This window comes from Exiguobacterium sp. s152 (assembly GCF_018618335.1).
GTDB lineage: Bacteria > Bacillota > Bacilli > Exiguobacteriales > Exiguobacteriaceae > Exiguobacterium > Exiguobacterium chiriqhucha.
Map to the genome: position 1 here is coordinate 283,086 of NZ_JACSLX010000003.1, position 23,423 is coordinate 306,508.

Annotated in this window: 26 protein-coding genes; 1 reads left to right on the forward strand and 25 read right to left on the reverse strand. The window is 55.1% G+C overall.

Annotated features, from left to right (window positions below; all coding sequences use genetic code 11):
• Positions 1–16: 16 nt before the first annotated feature.
• From KNP72_RS08225 to bshB1, 11 genes are all read right to left on the reverse strand, one after another.
• Complete coding sequence (locus KNP72_RS08225) at positions 17–1,204, reverse strand: pyridoxal phosphate-dependent aminotransferase (protein WP_214832825.1); 1,188 nt, start codon at positions 1,202–1,204, stop codon at positions 17–19.
• A 21-nt stretch (positions 1,205–1,225) separates the two neighbouring features.
• The gene (locus KNP72_RS08230) at positions 1,226–1,702 is read right to left on the reverse strand and encodes a hypothetical protein (RefSeq protein WP_214832827.1); all 477 of its coding nucleotides are present in this window, start codon (positions 1,700–1,702) and stop codon (positions 1,226–1,228) included.
• Positions 1,699–1,884, reverse strand: coding sequence for a YpmA family protein (locus KNP72_RS08235; protein ID WP_021067223.1), 186 nt, complete (start codon positions 1,882–1,884; stop codon positions 1,699–1,701). Before KNP72_RS08235 ends, KNP72_RS08230 begins: the two co-directional genes overlap by 4 nt.
• Before the next feature lie 66 nt (positions 1,885–1,950).
• Positions 1,951–4,770: an ATP-dependent DNA helicase DinG gene (gene dinG / locus KNP72_RS08240; protein WP_251128935.1), complete on the reverse strand. Its 2,820-nt coding sequence runs from the start codon at positions 4,768–4,770 to the stop codon at positions 1,951–1,953.
• Positions 4,771–4,868: 98 nt separating this feature from the next.
• A complete protein-coding gene (gene panD, locus KNP72_RS08245; protein WP_021067221.1) occupies positions 4,869–5,252 on the reverse strand; it encodes an aspartate 1-decarboxylase in 384 nt (127 codons plus the stop codon).
• 5 nt (positions 5,253–5,257) lie between these two features.
• Entirely contained in the window at positions 5,258–6,088 is an 831-nt protein-coding gene (gene panC / locus KNP72_RS08250; RefSeq protein ID WP_214719755.1) for a pantoate--beta-alanine ligase, read from the reverse strand.
• The gene (panB, locus tag KNP72_RS08255; protein WP_214719756.1) at positions 6,085–6,921 is read right to left on the reverse strand and encodes a 3-methyl-2-oxobutanoate hydroxymethyltransferase; all 837 of its coding nucleotides are present in this window, start codon (positions 6,919–6,921) and stop codon (positions 6,085–6,087) included. Before panB ends, panC begins: the two co-directional genes overlap by 4 nt.
• Positions 6,922–7,139: 218 nt before the next feature.
• The gene (locus KNP72_RS08260) at positions 7,140–8,102 is read right to left on the reverse strand and encodes a biotin--[acetyl-CoA-carboxylase] ligase (RefSeq protein WP_214832829.1); all 963 of its coding nucleotides are present in this window, start codon (positions 8,100–8,102) and stop codon (positions 7,140–7,142) included.
• Positions 8,075–9,214: a CCA tRNA nucleotidyltransferase gene (locus KNP72_RS08265; RefSeq protein WP_214832831.1), complete on the reverse strand. Its 1,140-nt coding sequence runs from the start codon at positions 9,212–9,214 to the stop codon at positions 8,075–8,077. The genes KNP72_RS08260 and KNP72_RS08265 overlap by 28 nt, the downstream gene beginning before the upstream one ends.
• Positions 9,211–10,332, reverse strand: a complete 1,122-nt coding sequence (gene bshA / locus KNP72_RS08270) for an N-acetyl-alpha-D-glucosaminyl L-malate synthase BshA (RefSeq protein WP_021067216.1) — start codon at positions 10,330–10,332, stop codon at positions 9,211–9,213. The genes KNP72_RS08265 and bshA overlap by 4 nt, the downstream gene beginning before the upstream one ends.
• Entirely contained in the window at positions 10,329–11,012 is a 684-nt protein-coding gene (gene bshB1 / locus KNP72_RS08275) for a bacillithiol biosynthesis deacetylase BshB1 (RefSeq protein ID WP_214832833.1), read from the reverse strand. Before bshB1 ends, bshA begins: the two co-directional genes overlap by 4 nt.
• A 111-nt stretch (positions 11,013–11,123) precedes the next feature.
• On the opposite strand from bshB1, the gene KNP72_RS08280 reads away from it, so the two are divergent.
• Positions 11,124–11,999 carry a YitT family protein gene (locus KNP72_RS08280; RefSeq protein ID WP_021067214.1) on the forward strand — a complete coding sequence of 292 codons (876 nt, stop codon included), beginning with the start codon at positions 11,124–11,126 and terminating at the stop codon, positions 11,997–11,999.
• Between the two features lie 43 nt (positions 12,000–12,042).
• Here the strand turns inward: KNP72_RS08280 and KNP72_RS08285 are convergent, their stop codons facing one another.
• From KNP72_RS08285 to ndk, 14 genes are all read right to left on the reverse strand, one after another.
• Positions 12,043–12,507, reverse strand: a complete 465-nt coding sequence (locus tag KNP72_RS08285) for a GreA/GreB family elongation factor (protein ID WP_214832835.1) — start codon at positions 12,505–12,507, stop codon at positions 12,043–12,045.
• Between the two features lie 60 nt (positions 12,508–12,567).
• Entirely contained in the window at positions 12,568–13,251 is a 684-nt protein-coding gene (locus KNP72_RS08290) for a zinc metallopeptidase (RefSeq protein WP_214832837.1), read from the reverse strand.
• A 38-nt stretch (positions 13,252–13,289) separates the two neighbouring features.
• The gene (locus KNP72_RS08295; protein WP_021067211.1) at positions 13,290–13,904 is read right to left on the reverse strand and encodes a DUF1405 domain-containing protein; all 615 of its coding nucleotides are present in this window, start codon (positions 13,902–13,904) and stop codon (positions 13,290–13,292) included.
• Positions 13,905–14,003: 99 nt separating this feature from the next.
• The gene (locus KNP72_RS08300; RefSeq protein WP_214832839.1) at positions 14,004–14,798 is read right to left on the reverse strand and encodes a menaquinol-cytochrome c reductase cytochrome b/c subunit; all 795 of its coding nucleotides are present in this window, start codon (positions 14,796–14,798) and stop codon (positions 14,004–14,006) included.
• 33 nt (positions 14,799–14,831) lie between these two features.
• Positions 14,832–15,503 carry a menaquinol-cytochrome c reductase cytochrome b subunit gene (gene qcrB / locus KNP72_RS08305; RefSeq protein ID WP_021067209.1) on the reverse strand — a complete coding sequence of 224 codons (672 nt, stop codon included), beginning with the start codon at positions 15,501–15,503 and terminating at the stop codon, positions 14,832–14,834.
• A gap of 15 nt (positions 15,504–15,518) precedes the next feature.
• Positions 15,519–16,022, reverse strand: coding sequence for a QcrA and Rieske domain-containing protein (locus tag KNP72_RS08310; protein ID WP_021067208.1), 504 nt, complete (start codon positions 16,020–16,022; stop codon positions 15,519–15,521).
• 110 nt (positions 16,023–16,132) lie between these two features.
• Complete coding sequence (locus KNP72_RS08315) at positions 16,133–16,573, reverse strand: DUF2487 family protein (RefSeq protein WP_021067207.1); 441 nt, start codon at positions 16,571–16,573, stop codon at positions 16,133–16,135.
• A 165-nt stretch (positions 16,574–16,738) separates the two neighbouring features.
• Positions 16,739–17,272 (reverse strand): ReoY family proteolytic degradation factor, encoded by a 534-nt coding sequence (locus KNP72_RS08320; RefSeq protein ID WP_021067206.1) that lies wholly within the window; start codon positions 17,270–17,272, stop codon positions 16,739–16,741.
• 24 nt (positions 17,273–17,296) lie between these two features.
• Entirely contained in the window at positions 17,297–18,568 is a 1,272-nt protein-coding gene (locus KNP72_RS08325; RefSeq protein ID WP_214832841.1) for a tetratricopeptide repeat protein, read from the reverse strand.
• A gap of 36 nt (positions 18,569–18,604) precedes the next feature.
• A complete protein-coding gene (gene aroA, locus KNP72_RS08330) occupies positions 18,605–19,855 on the reverse strand; it encodes a 3-phosphoshikimate 1-carboxyvinyltransferase (RefSeq protein WP_214832843.1) in 1,251 nt (416 codons plus the stop codon).
• A 1-nt stretch (position 19,856) separates the two neighbouring features.
• Entirely contained in the window at positions 19,857–20,903 is a 1,047-nt protein-coding gene (locus KNP72_RS08335; protein WP_214832845.1) for a 3-dehydroquinate synthase, read from the reverse strand.
• Entirely contained in the window at positions 20,897–22,057 is a 1,161-nt protein-coding gene (aroC, locus tag KNP72_RS08340) for a chorismate synthase (RefSeq protein WP_214832847.1), read from the reverse strand. The genes KNP72_RS08335 and aroC overlap by 7 nt, the downstream gene beginning before the upstream one ends.
• Positions 22,058–22,067: 10 nt before the next feature.
• Positions 22,068–22,847, reverse strand: a complete 780-nt coding sequence (locus tag KNP72_RS08345; protein WP_029595663.1) for a CheR family methyltransferase — start codon at positions 22,845–22,847, stop codon at positions 22,068–22,070.
• Between the two features lie 117 nt (positions 22,848–22,964).
• Positions 22,965–23,381, reverse strand: coding sequence for a nucleoside-diphosphate kinase (gene ndk, locus KNP72_RS08350; protein WP_214832849.1), 417 nt, complete (start codon positions 23,379–23,381; stop codon positions 22,965–22,967).
• Positions 23,382–23,423: the final 42 nt, after the last annotated feature.

The window sequence follows — 23,423 nt, forward strand, 5'->3', positions numbered from 1 at the left end:
ATATCCATCCTTTCGCTTATCGAGCTTTACGTGTAATGAAGTCTTCTACTCGATCGAGCGCTTCTAATACCCGTTTCAATTCTGTTGCATAAGACAAGCGGACGTAGTCGTCCTGTCCGAAACCTGAGCCTGGAACGAGGGCGACAAACGCTTCGCCGAGTACGGCCTCACACCATGCGTCGACCGAGTCATATCCGCTCATCAATGCCGCCTCTTTGGCGTTGGCATATAAGTAAAATGCGCCTTGCGGCTTCAAGCATGTGATGCCTGGGATGGCAATCAAACGCTCATAAACGATCTCGAGTCGTTCCGCGAATGAGACACGCATCATCTCGACGTCGTCTTGTGGTCCGTTATACGCTTCGACCGCCGCCGCTTGGGCGATTGACGTCGGGTTCGATGTCGAGTGCGATGCGAGGTTCGTCATCGCCTCAATAATCGTCTTATCGCCGACCGCATAACCGATGCGCCATCCGGTCATCGCGTGTGACTTCGAGACGCCATTGATGATGATTGTCCGCTCCAACATCCCTGGAAGCGTCGCGATTGAGACGAACTCCGCATCGCCGTAGACGAGTTTCTCATAAATCTCGTCACTGACGACGAGCAAATCGTGTCGTTTGATGACGTCCGCGAGTGCCGACAGTTCGGCCTCGGTATAAATCATACCGGTCGGGTTCGACGGACTGTTCAAGATGACCGCTTTCGTCCGTTCCGTGATGGCCGCCTCGAGCAACTCTGGCGTCAATTTGAACATCGTCGACTCATTCGTATCGACGTACACCGGGACACCGTCCGCGAGCTTCACTTGCTCCGGATAGCTGACCCAGTACGGTACCGGGATGATGACTTCGTCGCCTTCATCTAAAATCGCTTGGAACAATGTATAGAGGGCATGCTTCGCACCTGAGGCGACCATGACCTCCGCACGCGTGAACGTCAAGTTGCTGTCGCGCTTCGTCTTCTCGATGATCGCGTCTTTCAATTCGACCGTCCCGCCTGATGGCGTATACTTCGTGTCACCATCGCGCGCGGCCTGACAGGCTGCCTCGATAATGCGTTCCGGCGTATTGAAGTCCGGTTCCCCGGCGCCGAGGCCGATGACGTCTTGTCCCGAAGCCTTTAACGCTTTCGCTTTCGCTGTGATGGCGAGTGTCGTTGAAGGTGTCAACTGCTTTACACGTTGTGCCAATAGATGTTCCACAAAAACTCCCCCTTGGTTTCGTTACGAGTCCGTCAATTGGACCCGTCGAATAAATTCGCCCGCTTGGAGCGTATAATACGAATACGTATACGATGCGCCCGATTTCGTCACGACCTCAATCAAGGCCCGTTCGTCAAACCCGTATTTACAGCTGACGAGTGACCCGCCCGTTTCTGCGACCGATTCGGCACAGACTTGATCTAAGTCGACCGACGCGATGTCACGCGTCACAATCGGCAACTTGTCATCGACTGGCACGAACTGGACTTGATCCGTCTCCTCGAAGACGACATACGGTTCCGTCCCGTTATACAGCTCGGCCCGTTCGATGTTGACGGACGGTTGCTCGGTCTCGAGACGCTCGCGTGCCGCCTCGATCATCTTGTCTTTCGTGCGCTCGGTATGACCGACCGTGAACCAATAGATGCCACTAAATACGATGACGGCACCGATGAGTGCCGTCATGAACGCAACCACTACTTTGGTCTTCCGTGTCATTCCGTCCGATAGATGGTGAACACCATCTCTTCTTTCTTCGGATCATTCACTTTTTTCTCTAAAGCAAGACCGAACATTAAATCTTGGCCCTTCAACGTGCGGTTCAACAAGTCGACAATTTTGTATACATCTGCCGTCGGCTCGATTCGAACCGTCGCCAACGTCTCGATATTCGAATTCATGATTACTCCTCCTTCAAAAAACACTATACCCATTATTATAAAACGATAATATCACGATGCCTAGCGTTATCTCTGATTTCCTAGGCCGGTCTTTTCTTTCTCGTCTAAAAATAGCTCCAGTTCGGCGAGTGCAGTCTCGAGCGGACCGTCGATTCGGTCGACGGCCGGCAAACTGTTGATGAACTGCTTCCCATAACGGGTCGTCTCGACACGACGGTCAAAGACGAAGATGGCGCCGTAATCCTCTTTCGAGCGAATCAGACGGCCGACCCCTTGTTTAAAGCGGATGACCGCTTGCGGGAGTGACAGCTCGAAGAATGACGATTTGCCTGTCGCCTCGATTTTCTCGGACCGCGCCTGCATGACCGGTTGGTCGGGCGGGGCGAACGGGAGTCGGACGATAATGAGGCAAGTGAGTGCCTCGCCCGGAATGTCGACGCCTTCCCAGAAGCTGGCCGTCCCGAACAAAATCGATTGGTCGATGCGCTTGAATTGTTTCGTCAAACGGCTGCGTGATCCGCCGCTGACGCCTTGGGCGAGGAGCGTATAACCTTCATCAAGCTGGTCTTTGACGGCCTCGTGCGTCAACCGCAACAGTTCGTTCGATGTGAACAAGACGAGCATCCGTCCTTTCGTCACATTGGCGATTTGGGCAATCGAGCCTGCAATCTGTTCGACGAACCGCGGCAACGGAACCTCGTTGATGAGCGGGATATCGGATGGCACGAACAGTTTCGCTTGTTTCTTGAAATCAAACGGTGACGCCAGGACGACGCGACGGACATCCTCGCCGTCGAGTCCAAGACGGCGTTCGATGAATCCGAATCGGCCCGAAACGGTCATCGTCGCCGACGTCAAGACGGTCGAACGCTTGGCGAACAGTCGTTCATGCAAGAGCAGACCGATTTCGACCGGTTGCGTATACACCGAAGTCAACTTACGATTGGCCAGATTGAGTTCGACCCAACTGACAGCATCGTCATCCCGCGTGAGCATCGTCTCGTAGAGCACGCTCTCGATATCGCGCACGTCCCCGATGAACGCCTTCAAATCCCCGAGTACGGCCCGTTGTTTGAACGTCATATGTTCTTTATGCTCATCGAGAAGGCGATGCAGTTGCCGGAGCGTCGTCCGGAGTGTCCGCAGACGGTCTTCGAGTCGCTTCGCCACTTCCCGAATCGGACGGAACGGCTCCCCTTCCCGCTCAAAGCGGACGGTTTGACGTTGCTCCCGCTTTTTACCGAGCGACTGGAGCGCCGTGAGCAAATCGTTCAGTTCATCGTCGACGCGGGCGAGCGCTTGATCGGTCGCCTTGCTGAACGCCTCGGCTTCTTCTGCGACGGCCGTCAAATCAGCGAGTCCGAGCACGCGTGAATGGAACTTGCCATCGGCGCCGTAACCGAACCACTTGAACAAGCGGTCGAACTGAATCGCGTCGAACGTCACACCGAAGTGATGCGACGCGACTTCCTCGACTTGATGGGCCTCATCTAAGATGAGCGGCGTATCGGTCGGAAGAATCCCGGCCTGATGCTGCAAATCAGAGAACAATAAGGCGTGGTTCGTCACGATGATATCGGCCTCTTTCGAGCGCAAGACGGCCCGGGTGAAGAAGTCCCGGCTATACCACGGGTCAAAGCGGCCGAAGTCCGAGGCCGCGTCGGCTTGGATGAGCCGTTTGAACGAGGCCGGCCCTTGTGACGCCGCGCCTGGTAGCGACAACTCTTCCAAGTCGCCTGTCACGGTCTCGGTCAACCAGACGAGTACCATCGCCTTGCACATCGCTGGGAGCAAGCCTTCGTTCTCCTCCTCGAGAATCATCTCGAACTTGCGGAGGTCGATGTAATTGCGTCTCCCTTTCAACAACGTGAATTCGACTTCAGGGAAAATCGCTTTTAAAATCGGCAAATCTCGAGTCAACAGCTGTTCCTGCAATTGAATCGTATGTGTGCTGACGACGACCGGTCGTTTCGTCTCGAGCGCGTGATGTGCGCTCGGAATCAAATACGCCAACGTTTTTCCGGTCCCTGTCCCCGCCTCGATTAACAGTGTCGCTTCGTCATCGAGCGCTTTATAGACGTGGCGCATCATCTCAAATTGACTTTGCCGCGGCTCGAATTGCCCGAACAATGCCGGGAGCGTCTCTTCAATCGTCCGGTGAAGGAACGGCTCGAACGGCTCGCGTTCGATGGCGGGTTCGAACGTGTCGACGAGACGTCTCAGTGCGATTTTCCGATGAACATCGTACGTCGTCTCGTCGTCGGCCCGGATCCCGACTTGAATGATCAACTCATCGAGCAGCGGCTCGACGTTGCTCGTCCACGACTCGGACAACCGCCGCAATTGTTTTAGCGTGACGAGCGGTAACGCTCGCAACCGCTCGACCAAGCGAACGAACAGTTCAGCCGTTGCCTCGGCGTCGCTGAGCGCGCGGTGCGCGTCGGTGTGGACGAGGTTGAACGTCTCGGCGAGCGACTCGAGTGCGTGGCTCTCGAGCGTCGGGTATAGAATCCGCGCCAGCTCGACCGTGTCGATGGCCCGGCCCTGGAACGGGATATACCCGGCCAACTCTAAGCTTTCATTCAAAAAATTCAAATCAAACGATACATTATGGGCGACAAAAATCCGCCCGTCTAGCATCTTCCATATATCTGGGATCACTTCCTCAAACGTCGGGGCTTCCGCCACGTCTTGATTCGTGATCGTCGTCAACTGCGTGATAAAAGGCGGGATTGGGCGACTCGGACGAATCAAGGTACTGTAGCGCTCAATCACTTCACTCCCTTGAACGACCACCGCCGCAAATTCAATCAATTCGTCGCCGGACTTGACGGAATGACCAGTCGTCTCCAAATCCACTATCACATAGGTGTCCATAACATCCATCCCATCTTCGGCACGCTCGTGCTTTCTGTCTGTCTCATCTTACCATAGAACGATACACGAAAAAACGGGGATGCCTCTCGCGGACATCCCCGTTCGTCTTATAAAATCGTATGGGCGATTTCTTCGTATAGAAGTTGATCAATCTCGTTTCGCTCGTTCAAGACGGCGACTTTCGGACGATGTTGTTTCGCTTCCTCGGCCGTCATTTGACCGTACGCCATGATGATGACGACGTCCCCGACTTGGAAGTGACGGGCCGCAGCCCCGTTCAAACAGACGACACCTGAGCCTCGTTCGCCCTTGATGACGTACGTCTCGATGCGAGCCCCGTTATGGTTGTTCGTGATGTGGACATGCTCGTTCTCCATGATCCCGACCGCATCCATTAAATCTTCATCGATCGTGATCGAGCCGACGTAATGTAAATTCGCCTCGGTGACGGTCGCCTTGTGTAGTTTTGCGTGCATAAATGTTCGAATCATTGGATTCATCCTTTCTTCCAAATCACATTATCAATCAAGCGGGCCCGTTCGAACTGCACCGCTACAGCAATCAATAGTTCGGTTGACGCGGAGGTCACCTCGGTCAACGTCGGATAGTCTTTGATTTCGACATAGTCGATCGTACTGCTCGGAATGTGCTTCAAGCGGTCCTCGAGCCGTGCCATCACGTCTCGAATCGCCTCACCTTGCGCAAGGGCGTCTCGCGCCTCAATCAAGGCACGGTTGATGTCACTCGCATCCGCCTTCTCTGACTCCGACAAATAGACGTTACGGGACGATTTCGCAAGGCCCGACGGTTCACGGATAATCGCACAGCGGCGAATCTCGACCGGGACGAAATAGTCGCGGACGTAACCTTCGATTAGAGCGACCTGTTGCGCATCCTTCAACCCAAAGTAAGCGCGGGTCGGACGGACGAGATTGAACAGTTTCGAGACGACGGTCAAGACGCCATCGAAATGACCGGGACGACTGGCCCCGCATAAGACGTCAGCGCCGGTGCGCACCGTCACACGTGCCATGTCGAGCGGATACATCGTCTCCGTGTTCGGGTAGAACAAGACGTCGACACCCGCCTCGCGAGCGAGTGCCTCGTCCCGCTCGAAATCACGCGGATAGCGGTCGAGGTCTTCGTTCGGTCCGAACTGGGTCGGGTTGACAAAGATACTCATGACGACGAGGTCGTTTTCTGACTTGGCTGCTTCGACGAGACTGAGGTGCCCTTCATGCAAATAACCCATCGTCGGGACGAAACCGATCGTCCCGACACCTGTCAATGCTTCTTGTAACGAACGTGGGGTCGTGACGATGTTCATGCCTTGCCCCCGTAGAGCGTGTCGAGCAATGACTCATCCATCGTGAACGTGTGCCGTTCGAGCGGGAACGAGCCGTCTTTCGTCGCATCGACGTAATTGCGGATTGCTGTCGTCGCTACTTCATTCACGTCGGCATATGCCTCGACGAACTTCGGAAGGCGGTCGACGCCATATTTCAAGATATCGTGATAGACGAGTACTTGGCCATCCACATCGGCACCCGCACCGATTCCGATGACCGGGATGCTGAGCGCCTCGGCAATCTTTTTGGCCAATTGATGCGGCACACACTCGAGGACGAGCATCTTCGCGCCGACCCGCTCCGCCTCGAGGCTATCGGCAATCAACTGTTCTGCGTCTTCGAGCGACTTGCCTTGTACTTTATAACCTTCGAGCACACCGACCGATTGCGGAGTGAGACCAAGGTGGGCGACACACGGCATACCGACTTTCGTCAGACGCTCGATCGTTTCAAGCACCTCACCCGCCCCTTCAAGTTTAATCGCATCGGCTTGTCCGTCTTGGAACAACGTCGCGGCCGCTTGAAGCGTGCGGTCGAAATCACCGTGGTATGTCGCGAACGGCATATCGACGATGACGAACGTGTCACGGGCCCCGCGGCGAACCGCTTTCGCGTGATGGACCATGTCCGAGATTGTCACAGGAATCGTCGAATCGTAACCGAGCACGACCATCCCGAGCGAGTCCCCGACTAAAATGATATCGACGCCTGCAGCCTCGGCCAGTTTCGCGGACGGGTAATCGTAGGCAGTCAACATAACTAATTTTTCTTCTTGCTTCATCTTCTTCAATAACGAAGTCATCGTATGCATATAGTTCTCCTCCTAATGTGGAGACAGGTTAGAAAAAACGCCTTCCTACACGAATGGTAAGAAGGCGCACGAAAACAATCTCAAGTAGATGAGTGTCCTTCTGTCCCTGTCAAAATGATCAAGGCAGACAAAAAAATGTAGTGACGGTCTGCAGTACTGGTACACTTCGCGAGCGATAGCGTCCGGCACATTCATTATAGACCACGAACCCGTTTCCATCAATCATTCCAAACTGCGATCTCGGCAGAATAAATCGGCTCGACCGTTCCTTCATGTTCCAACAGGAGTGCCCCTTCCTCTGAAATGCCGCGCATCGTCCCGCGTCTTGGCTTCCCTGACGCCGTCAACGTCACCGGTTCGTTTAGATAGGCGGCGTGTTCGAGCCAATGGGCGCGCACAGAATCAAATCCTGAGGCGAGGAACAAATCGTATTCCGTCTCGAGCTCGGCGAGCAAGTGCGCGAGCAACTCGCTTCTCCGATACGTCTGATTCGTTTCAAGCTTGATGGACGTCGCGCGATGGGCGAGCTCGTCCGGGATGACATCGCTATTGACGTTCAACCCGAATCCGAGGATGACGGCTTGAATCCGGTCACCCTCCGTCTGCATCTCGGTCAAGATGCCGCCGATTTTTTTCCCATTGAGCAACAAGTCATTCGGCCATTTGATGGTAGCCGGGATACCTTGCGCATGCAGGGCGCGCGCGAACGCGCTCGCCGCCATGAGCGTCAGCTTCGAGGCGTCGCGAATCGGCAACGCCGGGCGCAGGATGACACTCGCCGCGATATTGACGTGGCTCGGATTATACCAGTTCCGGCCGAGTTGGCCTCGTCCCGCTGTCTGCTCCTCGCTGATGACGAGCGTTCCTTCGAGGACGCCTTTTTGCGCCAATTCATGGGCGATGCGTTGGGTCGTATCGACTTGATCAAACGCATGGACGGCTTGTCCGAAGCGTCCTTTTCGGAACGATACGAACGCTGGCTCATCGAGTCGGTCGGTCTGGCCGAACAATTGATACCCTTTTCGAGGAATCGTCTCAATCGCATACCCATCTTGTTTTAACATCTCAATATGCTTCCAAATAGCGGTACGTGAAATATTAAATTGACGGGCCAACTCCTGACCACTCCAGACGGTCCCGTCCTGCAACAGGTTTAATACTTTTCCGCGTGTTGAAGCCATCGTTTCGCCTCCTTTCGTAACGGTTCCGGTTCGTTGGCGAGCTCGCCTTCCAGCACGAGCCGTTCGACGTGGGCGAGCATTTGTTTGATGAGCGGACCCTTGGCCCCGATTTGGAGCGCGTCACGGCCGTCGAAGCGAAGCTCCCGGCGCGATTGAATCGGCAACTGCCGCTTCAACTGTTCAGCCGTCTCCGTCCGACCCGACATGTCGAGATACGTCGAGAGCGTCGCCGTCGTCGTCTCGTAAATCGTGAACGTGTCGAGGCCGGTCGTGAACAACCGGGCGAGCACGATCGCTTCCCGTTTCAGCGCGTTCGAGCGTTTCCACGGCGTCAACCAATCGGTCGCAGCGGCATGATGGACGAACAGCGCCCAGCCGCCGACCGGATTGACCGGCGTCCGTCTGTCGGCGATGACGCGCTCAATCAGTTCTGCCGAGACGTTCGGTAAGTACTGATGGATGCCGAGGTCCAGTATCGCCGCCAGCGCTTTTCGATACGCCGGACCGACCATCAGCTTCTCAAACTCGATGGCGACCCGCTCCATCGCGATGTCTTGCAGTTTATGACCGAGTTCGCGGGAAGCCCGTTGCACGTCGTCATCGAGACGGAAATCGAGCTGGGCCATGAAGCGGAACGCCCGCATGATGCGGAGCGCGTCCTCATTGAAGCGTTCGTACGGGCTGCCGACGGTACGAATGACACGCGCCTCAAGATCCATCCGACCGCCGAACAAATCGACGACGTTGCCATCGTGGAACGCCATCGCGTTCATCGTGAAGTCGCGCCGTTTCATATCCTCCTCGAGCGAGACGCCGAGCGACACGTGGTCGGGCCGTCTCGAATCCGAATAGGTCCCTTCCGACCGGAACGTCGTCACTTCGAACGGATGATGGTCGAGAATGACCGTCACTGTGCCGTGATCGATTCCGGTCGGTACCGATTTCGGGAACAAGCGCATGACTTCGTCCGGAAAGAGCGACGTGGCGATATCGATGTCATCCGGAAGCGTACCGCGCATATAGTCGCGGACGGCCCCCCCGACGATATACGCTTCGCCGCCGTGGGCGTTAATCGTTTCGATAATCTGTTTGGCGTATTCCCATTCCGTCATGGGCGCACCACCTGTTCATAAAGCGATTCATATGCCGTGACGATATCAGCCGACGCGAACTGTTTGGCCCGTTCGAGCCCGTTCGTGCGGAAGCGTGCATGCAGTTCCCCGTCGAGCAAAATCGCTTCGAGCGCTCTCGTCGCCGCGAGCGCGTCGCCGCGTTTGACGACGAACCCTTCCACGCCGTCAGTGATGACTTCCGGCAATCCGCCCGCATCGCTGACGACCGACGGGACGCCCGTCGCCATCGCCTCGAGCGCGACGAGACCGAACGCCTCTTTGTCCGATAACAGGATGTGGACGTCGCAAATCGACAAGAGCGCCGCCACTTGTTCTTGCTTCCCGGCGAAGATGACTTGCTCTTCGAGTCCCATTTCGCTCACGAGGCGGCGCATCGCTCCCATGAGCGGACCGTCGCCGACGAGGAGCAGTTTCTTATGTGGGACGTTCATCTGCTGGAACGCCTCGAGCACGAGATCGATTCGCTTCACTTGCCGGAAGTTCGAGATATGGATGACGACCCGGTCTTGATCGGACAAGCCATACCGTTCGCGGAGCGACGTGTCGGCCTGCGGTTGATAGACCGCCTCATCGATGAAGTTGTGGATGACGTCAATCGATAAGTCGGACCCAATCCGCTCGAGCGTCTCTTGCTTCAAACTGTCCGAGACGGCCGTGATGGCGTTCGATTGGCGTAAGCCGTACAAAATCGCCGGCTTCAATTCCTCATCTTCCCCGAGCACGGTGATATCCGTGCCATGGAGTGTCGACACGATCGGTGTCTTTGTCCCCGCCATCTCGCGTCCGAGGGCGGCACAGACGGCGTGCGGCACCGCATAGTGGGCGTGGATGACATCGAGGCCGAACGCCCGGATGACGCTCGCAATCTTCGACGCCAGCGTGATGTCGTACGGTGGATACCGGAACACCGAGTATTGATTGATCTCGACTTGGTGGAACGTGATGTTCGGATGATAGGCGTTCAATCGGAATGGGATGCTCGACGTGATGAAATGGACGTCATGGCCCCGGTCGGCGAGTTTCATCCCGAGCTCGGTGGCGAGAATGCCCGAACCCCCGACCGACGGATAACAGAGAACTCCGATTCGTAGACTCATGTGAGCTCACCTGCCCGATGGACGACGTACGGGCGACTCGTCATCAACCCTTCCGCATATGCGGTCCCGATTAAGCTGCCGAAGTGACGTTCCCGCGCCAACACCCGTTCGAGATAGGCGTCCGTGAGCGGCGTTGCCACGCCGTCGACCGGTGTGAACTGACTGGCATAGGCGCGCAAGGCGTCAAGTTTTTGCTCGATTGTCCCTGTGATGTCGATGCAGACGTCCGGTGTCGTATGGGCGTTAATCATATATTGATAGACGCTCGACGGCCGATATGCCGGGACGTCGGGCATGTATTTACGGATTCCGGCATTAAAGAGCGCCTCCTCGACGAGTCGGGCGCAGGCGCCGTGGTCGGGATGGCGGTCGATGCCGTATGGATACAGGACGTGTGTCGGACGCTCGGACCGAATCAATCGGACGATTGCCTCGATTTGCGTGGTGTCCCCGGTCAGGCCCCGGTCCGGGAACCCGAGATTGATGCGACGGATGCCGAGCACCCGATCGGCCGTTTCGGCTTCGATGCCGCGTGTGACGACGTCCCCGTTCGAAGACAGCTCCGCTCTCGTCAAATCGACGTATAGGACGTCGACCCCGGCCTCGGTCCATTGGGCGGTCATGCCGGCGATTCCGATTTCGATATCGTCTGGATGGGCCCCGATTGCTACTATTTTCATAAAATCACCTCTTCTGTGAAAATTATATCGGACTCATCGCAGAATGTCATATGTAGAGGGTAGTCAATCGAGAGGTTTTTCGAGTACGCTACTAGGTGGGAGGTGAACCAAATGACGGTACAATTACCGATTCGGTTTCGCAATATATTCTTTATTTTAATTGGTTCCTTTATCTTCGCGTTCGGCGTCTATCATTTCAACGTCCAGAACAATTTGGCGGAAGGCGGATTCACGGGCATCACCTTGATTCTGCGCGGTTTGTTCGACTGGTCGCCATCGATCACGAACTTGGCGCTCAACATCCCGCTCTTTTTTGTCAGCTACAAGCTGCTCGGGCGGACGACGTTCATCTATACGCTCATCGGGACGTTCAGTTTCTCGCTCTGGTACGCCCTCATCGCCAAGTACTCGAATCTAATCATCGATTTGACGGACGATATGGTGCTCGCGAGTCTATTCGCCGGTCTCTTCATCGGAGTCGGTCTCGGCATCATCTTCAATAACGGCGGGACGACGGGAGGCGTCGATATCATCGCCCGGCTCGTCCAACGTTATGTTGGCTGGTCAATCGGCAAGACGTTCCTCGTGTTCGACTTTTTCGTCATCGTCCTCAGTTTGACGTATCTCGATATCCGCGAGGCGATGTACACGCTCCTCGCCGTCTATATCGGTGCCCGCGTCATCGACTCGATGCAAGAAGGGACATACGCCGGCAAGGCCGCCATGATTATCAGCGATCATCGTACGGCCATCGCTGACGGGATTCACGCCACGATGAACCGCGGGACGACACGGCTCCTCGCCAAGGGCGGCTATTCGAATAAAGAGCTCGAAGTGCTATACGTCGTCGTTGGACGAAACGAAGTCAATCGGTTGAAGACAATCGTCAAACAGATCGACCCGCACGCCTTCGTCACGTTCCACCACGTCTATGAGGTCGGCGGTGAAGGGTTCACGTTCGATGAGAACCGTGTCCCGCTGAAATAAGTCACGACAAACGACGCCCCGTTCGGATGAACGGGGCGTTTCATTATTGCTCGATCTGGACGATCTCAAAATCGAGTGGGCCGCCCGGTGAAGCGATTGATACGGATTGACCGACAACGCCTCCCATCAACCCGCTACCGAGCGGGGACGATACGGAAATCGTTCCTTCCGCCAAATCAGCCTCGAGCTCACCGACGAGGCGATACGTCTCATCGTTCCCGTCCGGTAATTCCCGAATGACGACTCGGCTCCCGAACGCGACGACGTCGGGCCGACCCTCGTCGACGATGACGGCATCAGCGAGCAGACGCTCCAGTTCGATAATTTTAGTCTCAATCTGCTCTTGTTCCCGGACCGCGTCCGCATACGTCACGTCTTCACGGAAATCACAAAACTTCCGGGCCGTCTTGACGCGTTCGAGCGCCTCGCGCCGGCTATCGCCACGCAACGTCTCGAGCTGCTCCTGCAAGCGGAGACGCCCCGCTTTCGTCAATCGTGGGTGATTCATCGGCTGCTCCTTTCAAAAGCGAAATGAAAAAGTCCCGTCACGTGGACGGGACCCTTGATTCTACTCATCACGTGGCATAAAGACGATGAGTGCCAAACGGATCAGTTCGGCGACGGCGACGAGTGTGGCCGCCACATATGTCCAAGCTGCCGCGTTGAGCACTTTGCGTGCGCCCGACTCTTCCGTTGCCGTGACGATACCGTGGCTCGTCAATTCAGCCATGGCCCGTTTCGAGGCATCGAATTCGACCGGTAACGTGACAAGCTGGAACACGACCGCCCCGAGCATCATGATGACACCGAGTTGAGCGAGACCCATCGCGCCGAGCAAGAAACCACCTAAGAGAAGTGGGAACGACAAGTTCGACGTGATGTTCACGACCGGGACGAGACGATGACGGACCCGCATCATCTTATAATCGGTCGCATCTTGAATCACGTGGCCGATCTCGTGGGCCGCAATCGCAGCGGATGAAATCGTCGCGCCTTGATACACTTCGCGCGACAGACGGACGACTTTATTGACCGGGTCGTAATGGTCACTCATCAAACCATCGACCATCTCGATCCGGACGTTTTGAACGCCGTTTTGTTTCATGATGAAGTCAGCGACCTGTGCACCCGTGACTCCGCTTTGAATCGGTTGTTGGAGAAACTTTTTGTACGTACTTTTCACTCGCATCTGGGCCCATAACGGAATGAGCATAATCAGTGCAAGATAGAAAATATAGCCACCTAATGACATGTTCTCTATCACCTCTGCGTGTATTTGATAATCTGATTTTACATTCTAATGAACTTATTATCAAGCGAAGTGCGTAGGATGATGTGGTATCCCATAAAAAAACATATTCCGGTCAACCAGAACGACCCGTAGCCGATCCAGGCGATATGTTCGGCCAGTGACGGATAACGCGGCCATTGTCCGAGCACGTAGTCAACGACGTCGTTATGGATGACCCAGATGAGCGTCAAGACGAACGAGCGGACCGTCCATGTCATGAACGGTGCGTACAACAGCGCCTGGAACGCCATCGCCCCGTGTGACACCATCAGCATGACGGCCATGAGCACGGTGAACGTCTCGGCATCCGGACCGAGTTCCCGTAAGAACAAGATGTTCATGATGACGGCCCATACCCCGTATTTGATGAGCGTCACGAAGGCGAGCGTCTCCATGAGGGGCGACTTCTTCCCGGCAATCCATAAGCCGAGCACGACCGTGAAGAAGAGCGAAGCTGTCGGACTGTCCGGCACGAACGGCCAATAGATGAGCGGTGTGTCACGGAGCTGGGGCTCATACCAGACATATCCGTAAATCGTTCCGAACAAGTTGATGATGAACAAGAGCACCAAGACGGTCCGATGGGTGAGAATCGGGCGTAGCATATGTATCATTCGTGTATTCCATCCTTTTTTTCTCTATTGTAGCGCAACGGAGGCGAAGTAAAAAGAAGCGTGACCCGTTAGACGGGCCACGCTTCTTGAACCAATCGATTATTGGTTGTTTTCGCCGCCTTCACCGTATGAAGCGATGAATTCAGACATGGCTTGGAGATCTTCATCCGAACCATCCCATTGACCGGCTGGCATCGTACCGACACCGTTGACCGCGATATCCGCGATCTCTTCGGCCGTATACTGTGTGCCGACGAGTGCAGGAGCTGCTGCCCCGCCTTCGAGGTTCTGACCGTGACAGTTCACACAAGACTGAGCCGAGTAAATCTCATAGCCAGGTGCGGCCGTATCGATTTCAGGGCCCTCGCCCGGAACTTCCAAGATCCCTTGTTCATGAACTTGATCCCAGTGCGTCGTTTGAACCGATTCCCACGTCAAGTAGAAAATCGACAACACGCCGAGAAGCATGAAGCTAATGGCGATCGGACGTTTGGCCGGACGGCGTTCGAGTCCTTGGTCGAGCCATGGTGCGATCAAGAGCGCCGTGAAAGCGACCCCTGGCAAGATGACCGTCCCAAGCAAGATCCAATCCCCTGCTGCGAACTGATACTTGAGCAATTGATACAAGAACAAGAAATACCAGTCCGGAAGCGGAATGTATGACGTGTTCGTTGGGTCGGCGATGTTTTGGAGCGGTGGGGCCTCGACAATCGTCAAGGCGATGAATCCGATCAAGAAGACCGAACCGACCATCCACTCTTTCAACAAGAAGTTCGGCCAGAACGCTTCCGTGCGTCCTGGATACTCTGAATAGTCTTTAGCAATATTTTGTTTCCGATTCGAGATTCCTACTCGAGAGTCGGTTACAAATTTCATCCCTTTACCGCGATGCATATCGTTTCTCCTCCTTTTTGTCTTCGATTCGGCTTATAGCGGTCCTGAGATCCCTTGCTTACGAATCATCAAGAAGTGGGCTCCGAGGAGTCCGAACAAGGCCGCCGGTAAGAAGAAGACGTGAATGGCGAAGAAGTTCGTGAGCGTCCGTGCGCCGACGATCTCGCCACCGGCGAGAAGCGTTTTGGCGATACCACCAATGACCGGGACACTCTCGGCAATTTGAAGTGTAACTTTCGTCGCGAACAACGCTTTCATATCCCACGGCAACAAGTACCCTGTAAGACCAAGCGCCAAGACAACGAAGAACAAGAGAACACCGACGACCCAGTTGAGTTCGCGAGGTTTCTTATACGACCCGGTAAAGAATACGCGGAGCGTATGTAAGAACAACATGACGATCGCAACCGATGCGCCCCAGTGGTGCATCCCACGAACGATTTGTCCGTGCGCGATCTCGTTTTGAAGATAGTACACCGACGCGTGCGCGTTGATGATGTCTGGTACATAGTACATCGTCAAGAACATCCCTGACAGAATTTGAATCACGATCGTGAAGAACGTCAGACCGCCGAAGCAATAAACAAATGCTGAAAAGTGATGGGCAGGGTTGACGTGTTCTGGAACTTCATGGTCAGCGATGTCGCGCCATAACGGCGTGATGTCGACGCGTTCATCGACCCAATCATAAATTTTTTGTAACATCGACTATTCCCCCTCTCACAACTGTGCGACTGGACTGCCCAAGTATAGGAAGCCGTCTTTTTCTTCTTTTTCGTAGCGTGCAAGTGGTGCAGTCGGAGGCGTACCAGGAATGTTCGTTCCATCTTTCTCATAGCGACCGAAGTGACACGGGCAGAAGAATTCTGTCGGTCGAGTCGGGTCTCCACCATATCCTACTTGGCAGCCGAGGTGCGTACAAATTGGAGACAAGGCGATGATTTCGCCGCTCTCATCTTTAAATACCCACGCCGAAAGCGTTTCTTCAAATTCATACCAAGCATCTTGCGTTTGTTTCTTAAAGTCGACACGTTGCGGCTCAGTCGTGATGTCATCAAGACTGATGACTTTTACTTTATCGCCCGCTCCCGATTTTTTTAAGACCGGATCGATCGCAAAGTTGACCATCGGACTGATCAATGTTGCCGCCATAAAGCCACCTACACCAGTCAACGTATACGTTAAGAACTGACGGCGTGTGACTTTTGACCCATTTTGAGCCATTTCGTTCCCCCCTCATTCGTGTGCATAACCCCATAATTCTTTATGCATTCTTCACAAAAATTTCTCACTCAACAAAATAGTATATCAATAAAACCTCCACGTCAACCGCTTCATGTCGCCATCCAACGGCTCGAAAGATCGGTAATGACTTGCGTCGCAAAATTTTGAACCATCGTGTGCGACTGCTCGCCGGACATGCCTTTCAACGCAAGCGGCGGAACGAAAATAATCGGCAGTTCAGAGCCCTTGAAACGCAAATCCGAGGAGATGAACAACACATGGGTAAACCCCGATGCCGTCGCCTGAACAGTAACTTGTTCGGCGAGCGCACGCCCTGCCTCCGCGTCGACATAACTGATTGTCGGGCTTAGCATCGTCCGGCCGGACAATTGGCGCTCGGTTTCAAGTGCCACCGCCTGGATGACTTCGTTTCCTTCGGCTTTCCGCACCATGTCCTCATCAAACGCCAATTCGACGAGCGGGACGACGAGCGTATCGACGTATTGGCGTTCTGAGAGCGACTTCATCGCGTCTAGACCATCGAACCTCATCTTCCTCCTCCTCTCCATTAGACATACATCATTATGTTCATTGTAGCGTACCTACAATCGTTCCCTCTGCGAAACTTATGAACGAAATGTGAAATTATTGTGTATTCCTACGTCATTAATATACCAAAAAACAAGCGCAACCCATAACGGAAGCGCTTGTTTTTATTAAAATAATTTTGAGGCTCGGACTTGATGGAGCTGGCTCGTCAAGTTGCGGAACAATTTCTCGTCCCGTCGGTCGAGTGCCTTATCGATTTCGACGAGCAGACGCTCCTCCTCGAACTGGGCAACCGAGGCCCGAATGACCGTCTGGGCCGACGTCGTCACTTCGTCTTTCACTTCGGCGACGGGTTCGAACGGATTCAATTCCACGATATCAATCCACAGCTCATCAATCATCATGCCTTGAAAGTTCAACTCCACGTAGATGGCGCCGTCGTGGAGCCGGATGTCGTGATACGCCTTCTCGGGATTGACCGTGATGAGGTCACCCCGACGGTAACGGAACGGTTCGCCGTCAAATCCATACGCCGTCATGATCAGACTGCGCGGTGAGACCGAGGCGTTCGTGACGAAATGAACGTTCCCGAGTTTTTCTGGATGTCTGAGCCAGTAGTCGATAATCCACTTGGCTTCTCGTTTACGAAGCGTATGATGAGCGAGGAATCGCTTTAAAAATGTTCTTTTCCGCTCGACCATATGACCCCATCTCCTTTATATCGTTTAATCGTGATCCGTCAACCGTTCGAGCCGCTCTTCAAGTGCTTGGCGGTCATCGACATCGACAGTGAGCGCAAGCGTTTGCTCGAGCACTCGTTGCGCTTGGTCACGCTGTCCCTCTTCTATCAATAGTGTAGCCCATTCAATCGCAAATGACACGTCCTCTTTATAAACTTGCTCGATCGACCGGTATAACGTGACGGCCGTATCATAGTCCTCAAGTTCATAGGCCGCTTTCGCCTTGTACCATGTCATGAGTGGAGACGTCGAATGTTCCTCGAGCGCATCGATTGTCTCGAGGACGGCCTCCATGTCCCCGGCTTCGAACAAGACCGATAAGAGCAGCTCAGTCGCCTGAAGAGACTCCGGATTCAATGCGAGCGCCTCGCGCAGTTCCGTGACCGCCTCATCTGTCCGACCTTGTTTCAAGAACAGTTTCGCTTTTACCGTACGCAACTCGTCGTTATAGTCGTCGCGGTCAATCCCTTGGCCAATCACCTCGAGCGCCTCATCGAAGCGGCCGAGTTCGTCGAGCGCTTCCGTGTAAGGCAGATAGAGCGACGTGAAGTCCGGGTCCATCGAGCGAAGCGACTCAAACTGTTTGACGGCAATTTCGTCACGTCCGATGCGGTGGGCCGTCATGGCGTGACCGAAAATCGTGTTCAAGTTGCGGTTTTCCGCCTTCTCATACTCATCGAGTGCCTCTTCGAACGAACCGATCATCGTGAGCGCCTCGGCGTAATCGGCCTGATAATCGAGTTCTTCCGGCAAGCGCAAGTGCGGCAGACGCGCGTACAGCGGTACCGCCTGTTCGAACGATCCGATCGACGCGTACAACTCGGCCAATCCGTAGATGAGGAGCGGTTCGTCCGGGTTCGTCTCGAGCGCCTCCATCAGTTTCTTGACGGCGACCTCGTCCAACCCTTGTGATTGATATAAATCGGCGAGGAGGACGAGGCTACGCATATGCGCTTCCTTGTCCGTCGTATCGATTTTCTCGAGGACGGCAATCGCCTCTTCTTCCCGGTCACTGTCCAAGTAGGCCTCGGCGAGCGACAAGGCGACGTGCGGGTTGCCCGCATAATCGACATATAGCGCTGCGAGCAACTTGACGGCCCGATCGGCGAGGCCGAGTTCGAGGTAGAGATCGGCGATGGCCAACCGGTCCTCGTCCGACCCTTCCTTTTCGAGCGATTCGAGATGCATGAGGGCATGCTCCGTCTCACCTTTTTCAAGCATCTCAATGATATGGTTTAATTCTGTTTCGTCTAACATCGTCAAAATTCCTCCTAACGGCTACTCGTATTGACGTTATTCTATCTCACGACCGAGTCGTTGTAAATCGTCACGGAAGCGCGGGTAACTCACGTCCGCTGCCTCGACATCGTCAATCGTCACATGTTCCGTCGTCAATAAGTCCGCAATTTGGAGCATCATCGCCAAGCGATGATCTCCGTGCGAGGAGACGTGTCCCCCGTGCAAATGGCTCGGATAGACGTCAAAGCCGTCATCCGTCTCGCGAAGGTCGACACCGAGCACCTTCAATTCGCTCGCGACCGTCTGAATCCGGTCCGTCTCTTTCACGCGGAGCTCCCCCGCATCCCGGACTGACGATGAGCTCGACGCCTGCGACGCGACGAGGGCGAATAATGGCAACTCGTCGATTTGATGTGGGATGGCGGTCCCGTCCAACCGGATGCCGTGGAGCGTGCTCGTCGACACGGTGACGTCCCCGACCGATTCTTCTCCGAGTGCGCGGACGTTCGTCACGTCAACGTGCGCCCCCATCCGTTCGAGCGTGCGCAAAAAGCCAATCCGTGTCTCGTTCAAACAGACGTCGGTCGTCGTGACGCGACTATCCGGGACGAGCGCGGCCCCGGCCCACCAAAAGGCGGCCGAGGACGGGTCAGCCGGTACGGCCACCGTCGCGCCTTCCAGGACGGACGGCGACAGCCGAATCGTCCGAACCCCCTCTTCCGAGGTGATGTCAATCTGCCCGTTGAACAGCGGCAGCATGCGTTCAGTATGATCCCTCGACAAGACCGGCTCGCGCACGATCGTCGGGCTGTCCGCACGGAGTCCAGCCAATAAAATGGCTGATTTCACTTGCGCGCTCGCGACAGGCAACGTGTAATCGATGCCCGTCAACGCCCGCCCGCGGATGTGGAGCGGAGCGACGTCACCTGCAAGGTCGGCTCCCATGGCGCGCAACGGGGCAGTGACGCGTCGCATCGGTCGCTTCGAGAGCGAGGCGTCGCCGGTGAGCGTGAACGTCCCGTCGTAGCCAGCAAGCAGTCCCGTCAAGAGACGCATCGTCGTGCCGGAGTTCCCGCAATCGAGTTCCGCCGACGTGAGCGACGGGCTGCCAGTGATGACGAGTCGTTCCGCTTGTTCATCGACTTGTGCGCCCAAACGACGGATTGCCTCGAGCGTCGACCGGCAATCCTCACCGAGGAGCGGGTCGTACACTGTCGTCTGTCCGTGCGCCACGGCCCCGAGCAATAACGCCCGGTGCGTAATCGACTTATCGCTCGGTACGCGTATCAATCCGTTCAATCCCATCTTAAAACCACCCTTTCAACTGATTATACGCTTCGACGAGCCGTTCGGTCGTGACGCTCGTCACGGTCACTTCTTCACCGAGCAGTACGAAGCGAATCTGTCCAGTTCGATTCTTTTTATCGTGGCCCATCACCTCGAGATACGCCTCGAATGGTTGCCAGAGGACCGGCGTGATTGCTTGCTGTTTCATGAATCCGGCGAGCGTTTCCGCGCGTGAGAAGTCTCCGGCGACGAGGAAGGCGTACACCATTCCGTATAGGATGGCCTCCCCGTGCGCTAGTCGGTACGCCTCGACCGACTCCAACGCATGGCCGAACGTATGACCAAAGTTCAGCCATGCCCTTACGCCGTGTTCCCGTTCATCGGTCTCGACGACCTGTCGTTTCACTTCAATCCCACGTGCGAGCCACGCCTCCCAATCGAGCGGTCCTTGCGCCAAAGCGGTGAACAGCTCGGTCTCGAACGAGTACCCGAGGACGTATCGTGACAAGTAGGCATGTTTAATTAACTCGCCGAGCCCACTCAGCACGTCACGGTCCGTCAACGTCTCGAGGCGGTCGACGTTATAGTGGACGCCCGCTGGTTGATAAAAGGCACCGATCGCATTTTTGGCGAGCGGATGGTTGACCGCGACTTTTCCGCCGACCGCTGAATCGTGGGCGAGAACCGTCGTCGGCACTTGTATGTAATGCAGCCCGCGCATATAGACACTCGCCAAAAAGCCGGCCAAGTCCCCAATCATGCCGCCGCCAAAGGCGACGACGAGCGTGTCCCGGTCACAGCCGGACGTCAACCCGTCCGCGACGAGACGTTCAATCGTCGCGAGAGATTTCGATCCGTCGCCCGGACGGACGACCGACCAGACGATTGGACGCGCGCTTGCCTCGAGACGAGTCCGAAACGCCGTCCCGTGCAGGCGATCTACCGTCTCGTCCGTGATGACCCACACGGTTGAGCACGAGAAGTAAGGGACGCGGTCGAGCCAGGCGTCCCCTCGTTCAATTGTGACGTCGTATGGAGTCGAGGCGTTCACGCGAATCGTCACCACGTGCGAATCTCCTCGCGGTACGCGTCGACGCGCGCTTGGATGCGTCCGACCGTGTCATGTCCGAACGTCTCGCATAACTCACGGGCGAGTTCAAACGCGACGACGGCCTCGACGACGAGTGAGGCGGCCGGGACGGCACAGGCGTCACTTCGCTCGATTTGGGCGAGGAATGGTTCTTTCGTATCGATATCGACGGATTGGAGCGGCTTGTAGAGCGTCGGAATCGGTTTCATCACAGCGGTACAGACAATCGGCATCCCGGTCGTCATCCCACCTTCGAAACCGCCGAGATGATTGCTCAAGCGTGTATAGCCGTCCGGTCCATAGGCGATCGGGTCCATCACTTCCGACCCTGGTCGATACGCCATCTCGAACCCATCACCGAAAGCGACGCCTTTGATGGCGTTGACACTCATGACGGCGCGAGCAATGGCCGCATCGAGTTTCCGGTCATATTGGACGTACGACCCGAGCCCCGGGATGACACCATGCACTTCCGTACAGATGACACCGCCGAGTGAGTCACCGGCTGCTTTCGCCTCATCGATTCGACGCATCATCGCCTTGCCTGCCGTCTCATCCATCGTCCGGACCGGTGACGCCTCGATCGTGGCGCGCAATGTATCGAGCGACTCGTATGAGGCATCGGCCTCGACGCCGCCAATCACTTTGACATAGCTGACGAGCGACATCCCGACAGCAGCGAGCAATTGTTTGCTGAGTGCGCCGACTGCGACCCGAGCGGCCGTCTCACGTGCGCTCGAACGTTCGAGGACGTCCCGTAGGTCACGATGGTCATATTTCAAGCCGCCGACGAGGTCCGCATGTCCGGGTCGTGGGCGGACGACACGGCGTTTGATTTCCACGTCCGCATCAATCGGTTCGGCCTGCATCACGTTCCGCCAATGAGTATGGTCCTTGTTCTCGATCCAGAACGAAATAGGGGCCCCTGTCGTCACCCCGTGACGAATGCCGGCCCTCACCTTGATTCGGTCTGATTCAATTTGCATGCGGCGGCCGCGGCCGTAGCCGGACTGCCGTTTCGCGAGTTCCGCATTGATGGCTTGCACATCGACCTCAAGCCCGGCCGGTACACCCTCGATAATGATTGAAAGTCCAGGCCCGTGCGATTCTCCTGCCGTCAAATAACGCATAGCTGCCACCTCATTCTTCAAATTTTTCGTAGAAGAAGCTCTGCTTCATCTTGTAGCCGTATCGCTTCGGTTGAAAGATCTGCTCGGTCCCTCCGACGAAGAGGACACCGCCTGGTCGGAGTGATCGGTGGAACGATGTATAGACTTTCTCTTTCGCTTCCTCGGTGAAATAAATCAAGACGTTCCGACAGACGATTAAATCAAAATTCCGTTCATACACGTCGGCCAACAGATTATGTTTTTTGAACGTTACTAATTTTTTGATGTCCTCTGTGATGTAATAGTCGTCTCCACGGCGGGTGAAGTAACGTTGCCGAAACTCTGATGGCAAGTCAACGAGCGCCCGCTCATGATACTTGCCTTGTTTCGCTTTTTCGATCACCACGTCATCTAGGTCCGTCGCCGTGATTGTGAACTGGGCGGGTGACAAATGTTTCGATAACAGCATCGCCAACGAATACGGTTCTTCGCCCGTCGAGCACGCCGCGCTCCAGACGCGCAACTTGCCCTGGCTCTTACGGATGAGTTCCGGCAAAATGTCCGTCTCTAGTTGCTGCCAGCGGACCGGGTTCCGGTAAAATTCACTCACGTTAATGGTCATGCGATCCAAAAATTCATCGTATAAGCCCCGGTCCGACTCCATCGCTTTGAAGTATTCGATAAACGTGGCATACCCTTTCTTCTCGCGAAGTGCAATCATACGTCGCTTCATCTGGGCTTCTTTGTATAGGTTTAAGTCGATCCCCGACTTCATATAAAACTTTTTTACGAAGATGGCATAATCATTTATCACCAGTTCCAACCTCAATTCTTTCTCTTCTCCTAGATCATGTCGTGCCAAAACAAGCGAAAGCGCTTCAATCCCAATATAAAAAGGGACAGGAGGCCCCCGTCCCTTTTATCGTCATCAAACGTGTGATGCTTCAGTGGCGAACCAGAGTGACAATTCACGCTCTGCGCTTTCCACGCTATCTGAACCATGGATGACGTTTTGTGACATCGTCGAGGCCAAATCGCCACGAATTGTTCCAGGTTGTGCGTCCAACGGGTTCGTCTTCCCGATCATCAATCGAGAGACGGCGACGATATTTTCGCCTTCCCACTCCATCGCTACAACAGGACCAGACGTTAAGAATTCGACAAGCTCTCCAAAGAACGGCTTTTCCTTATGTTCCGCATAATGCGATTGTGCGACCTCAACCGATGGCGTCAATAGCTCAAGACGGTTCAACGTATATCCTTTCTTTTCGAAGCGCGAGATGATTTCCCCAATCAGACCGCGTTTCACTCCATCCGGTTTTACCATTAAAAATGTTTTTTCCATTCCCCTAATCCCCCTAAATCAATATGTGTACCATGTACTTTA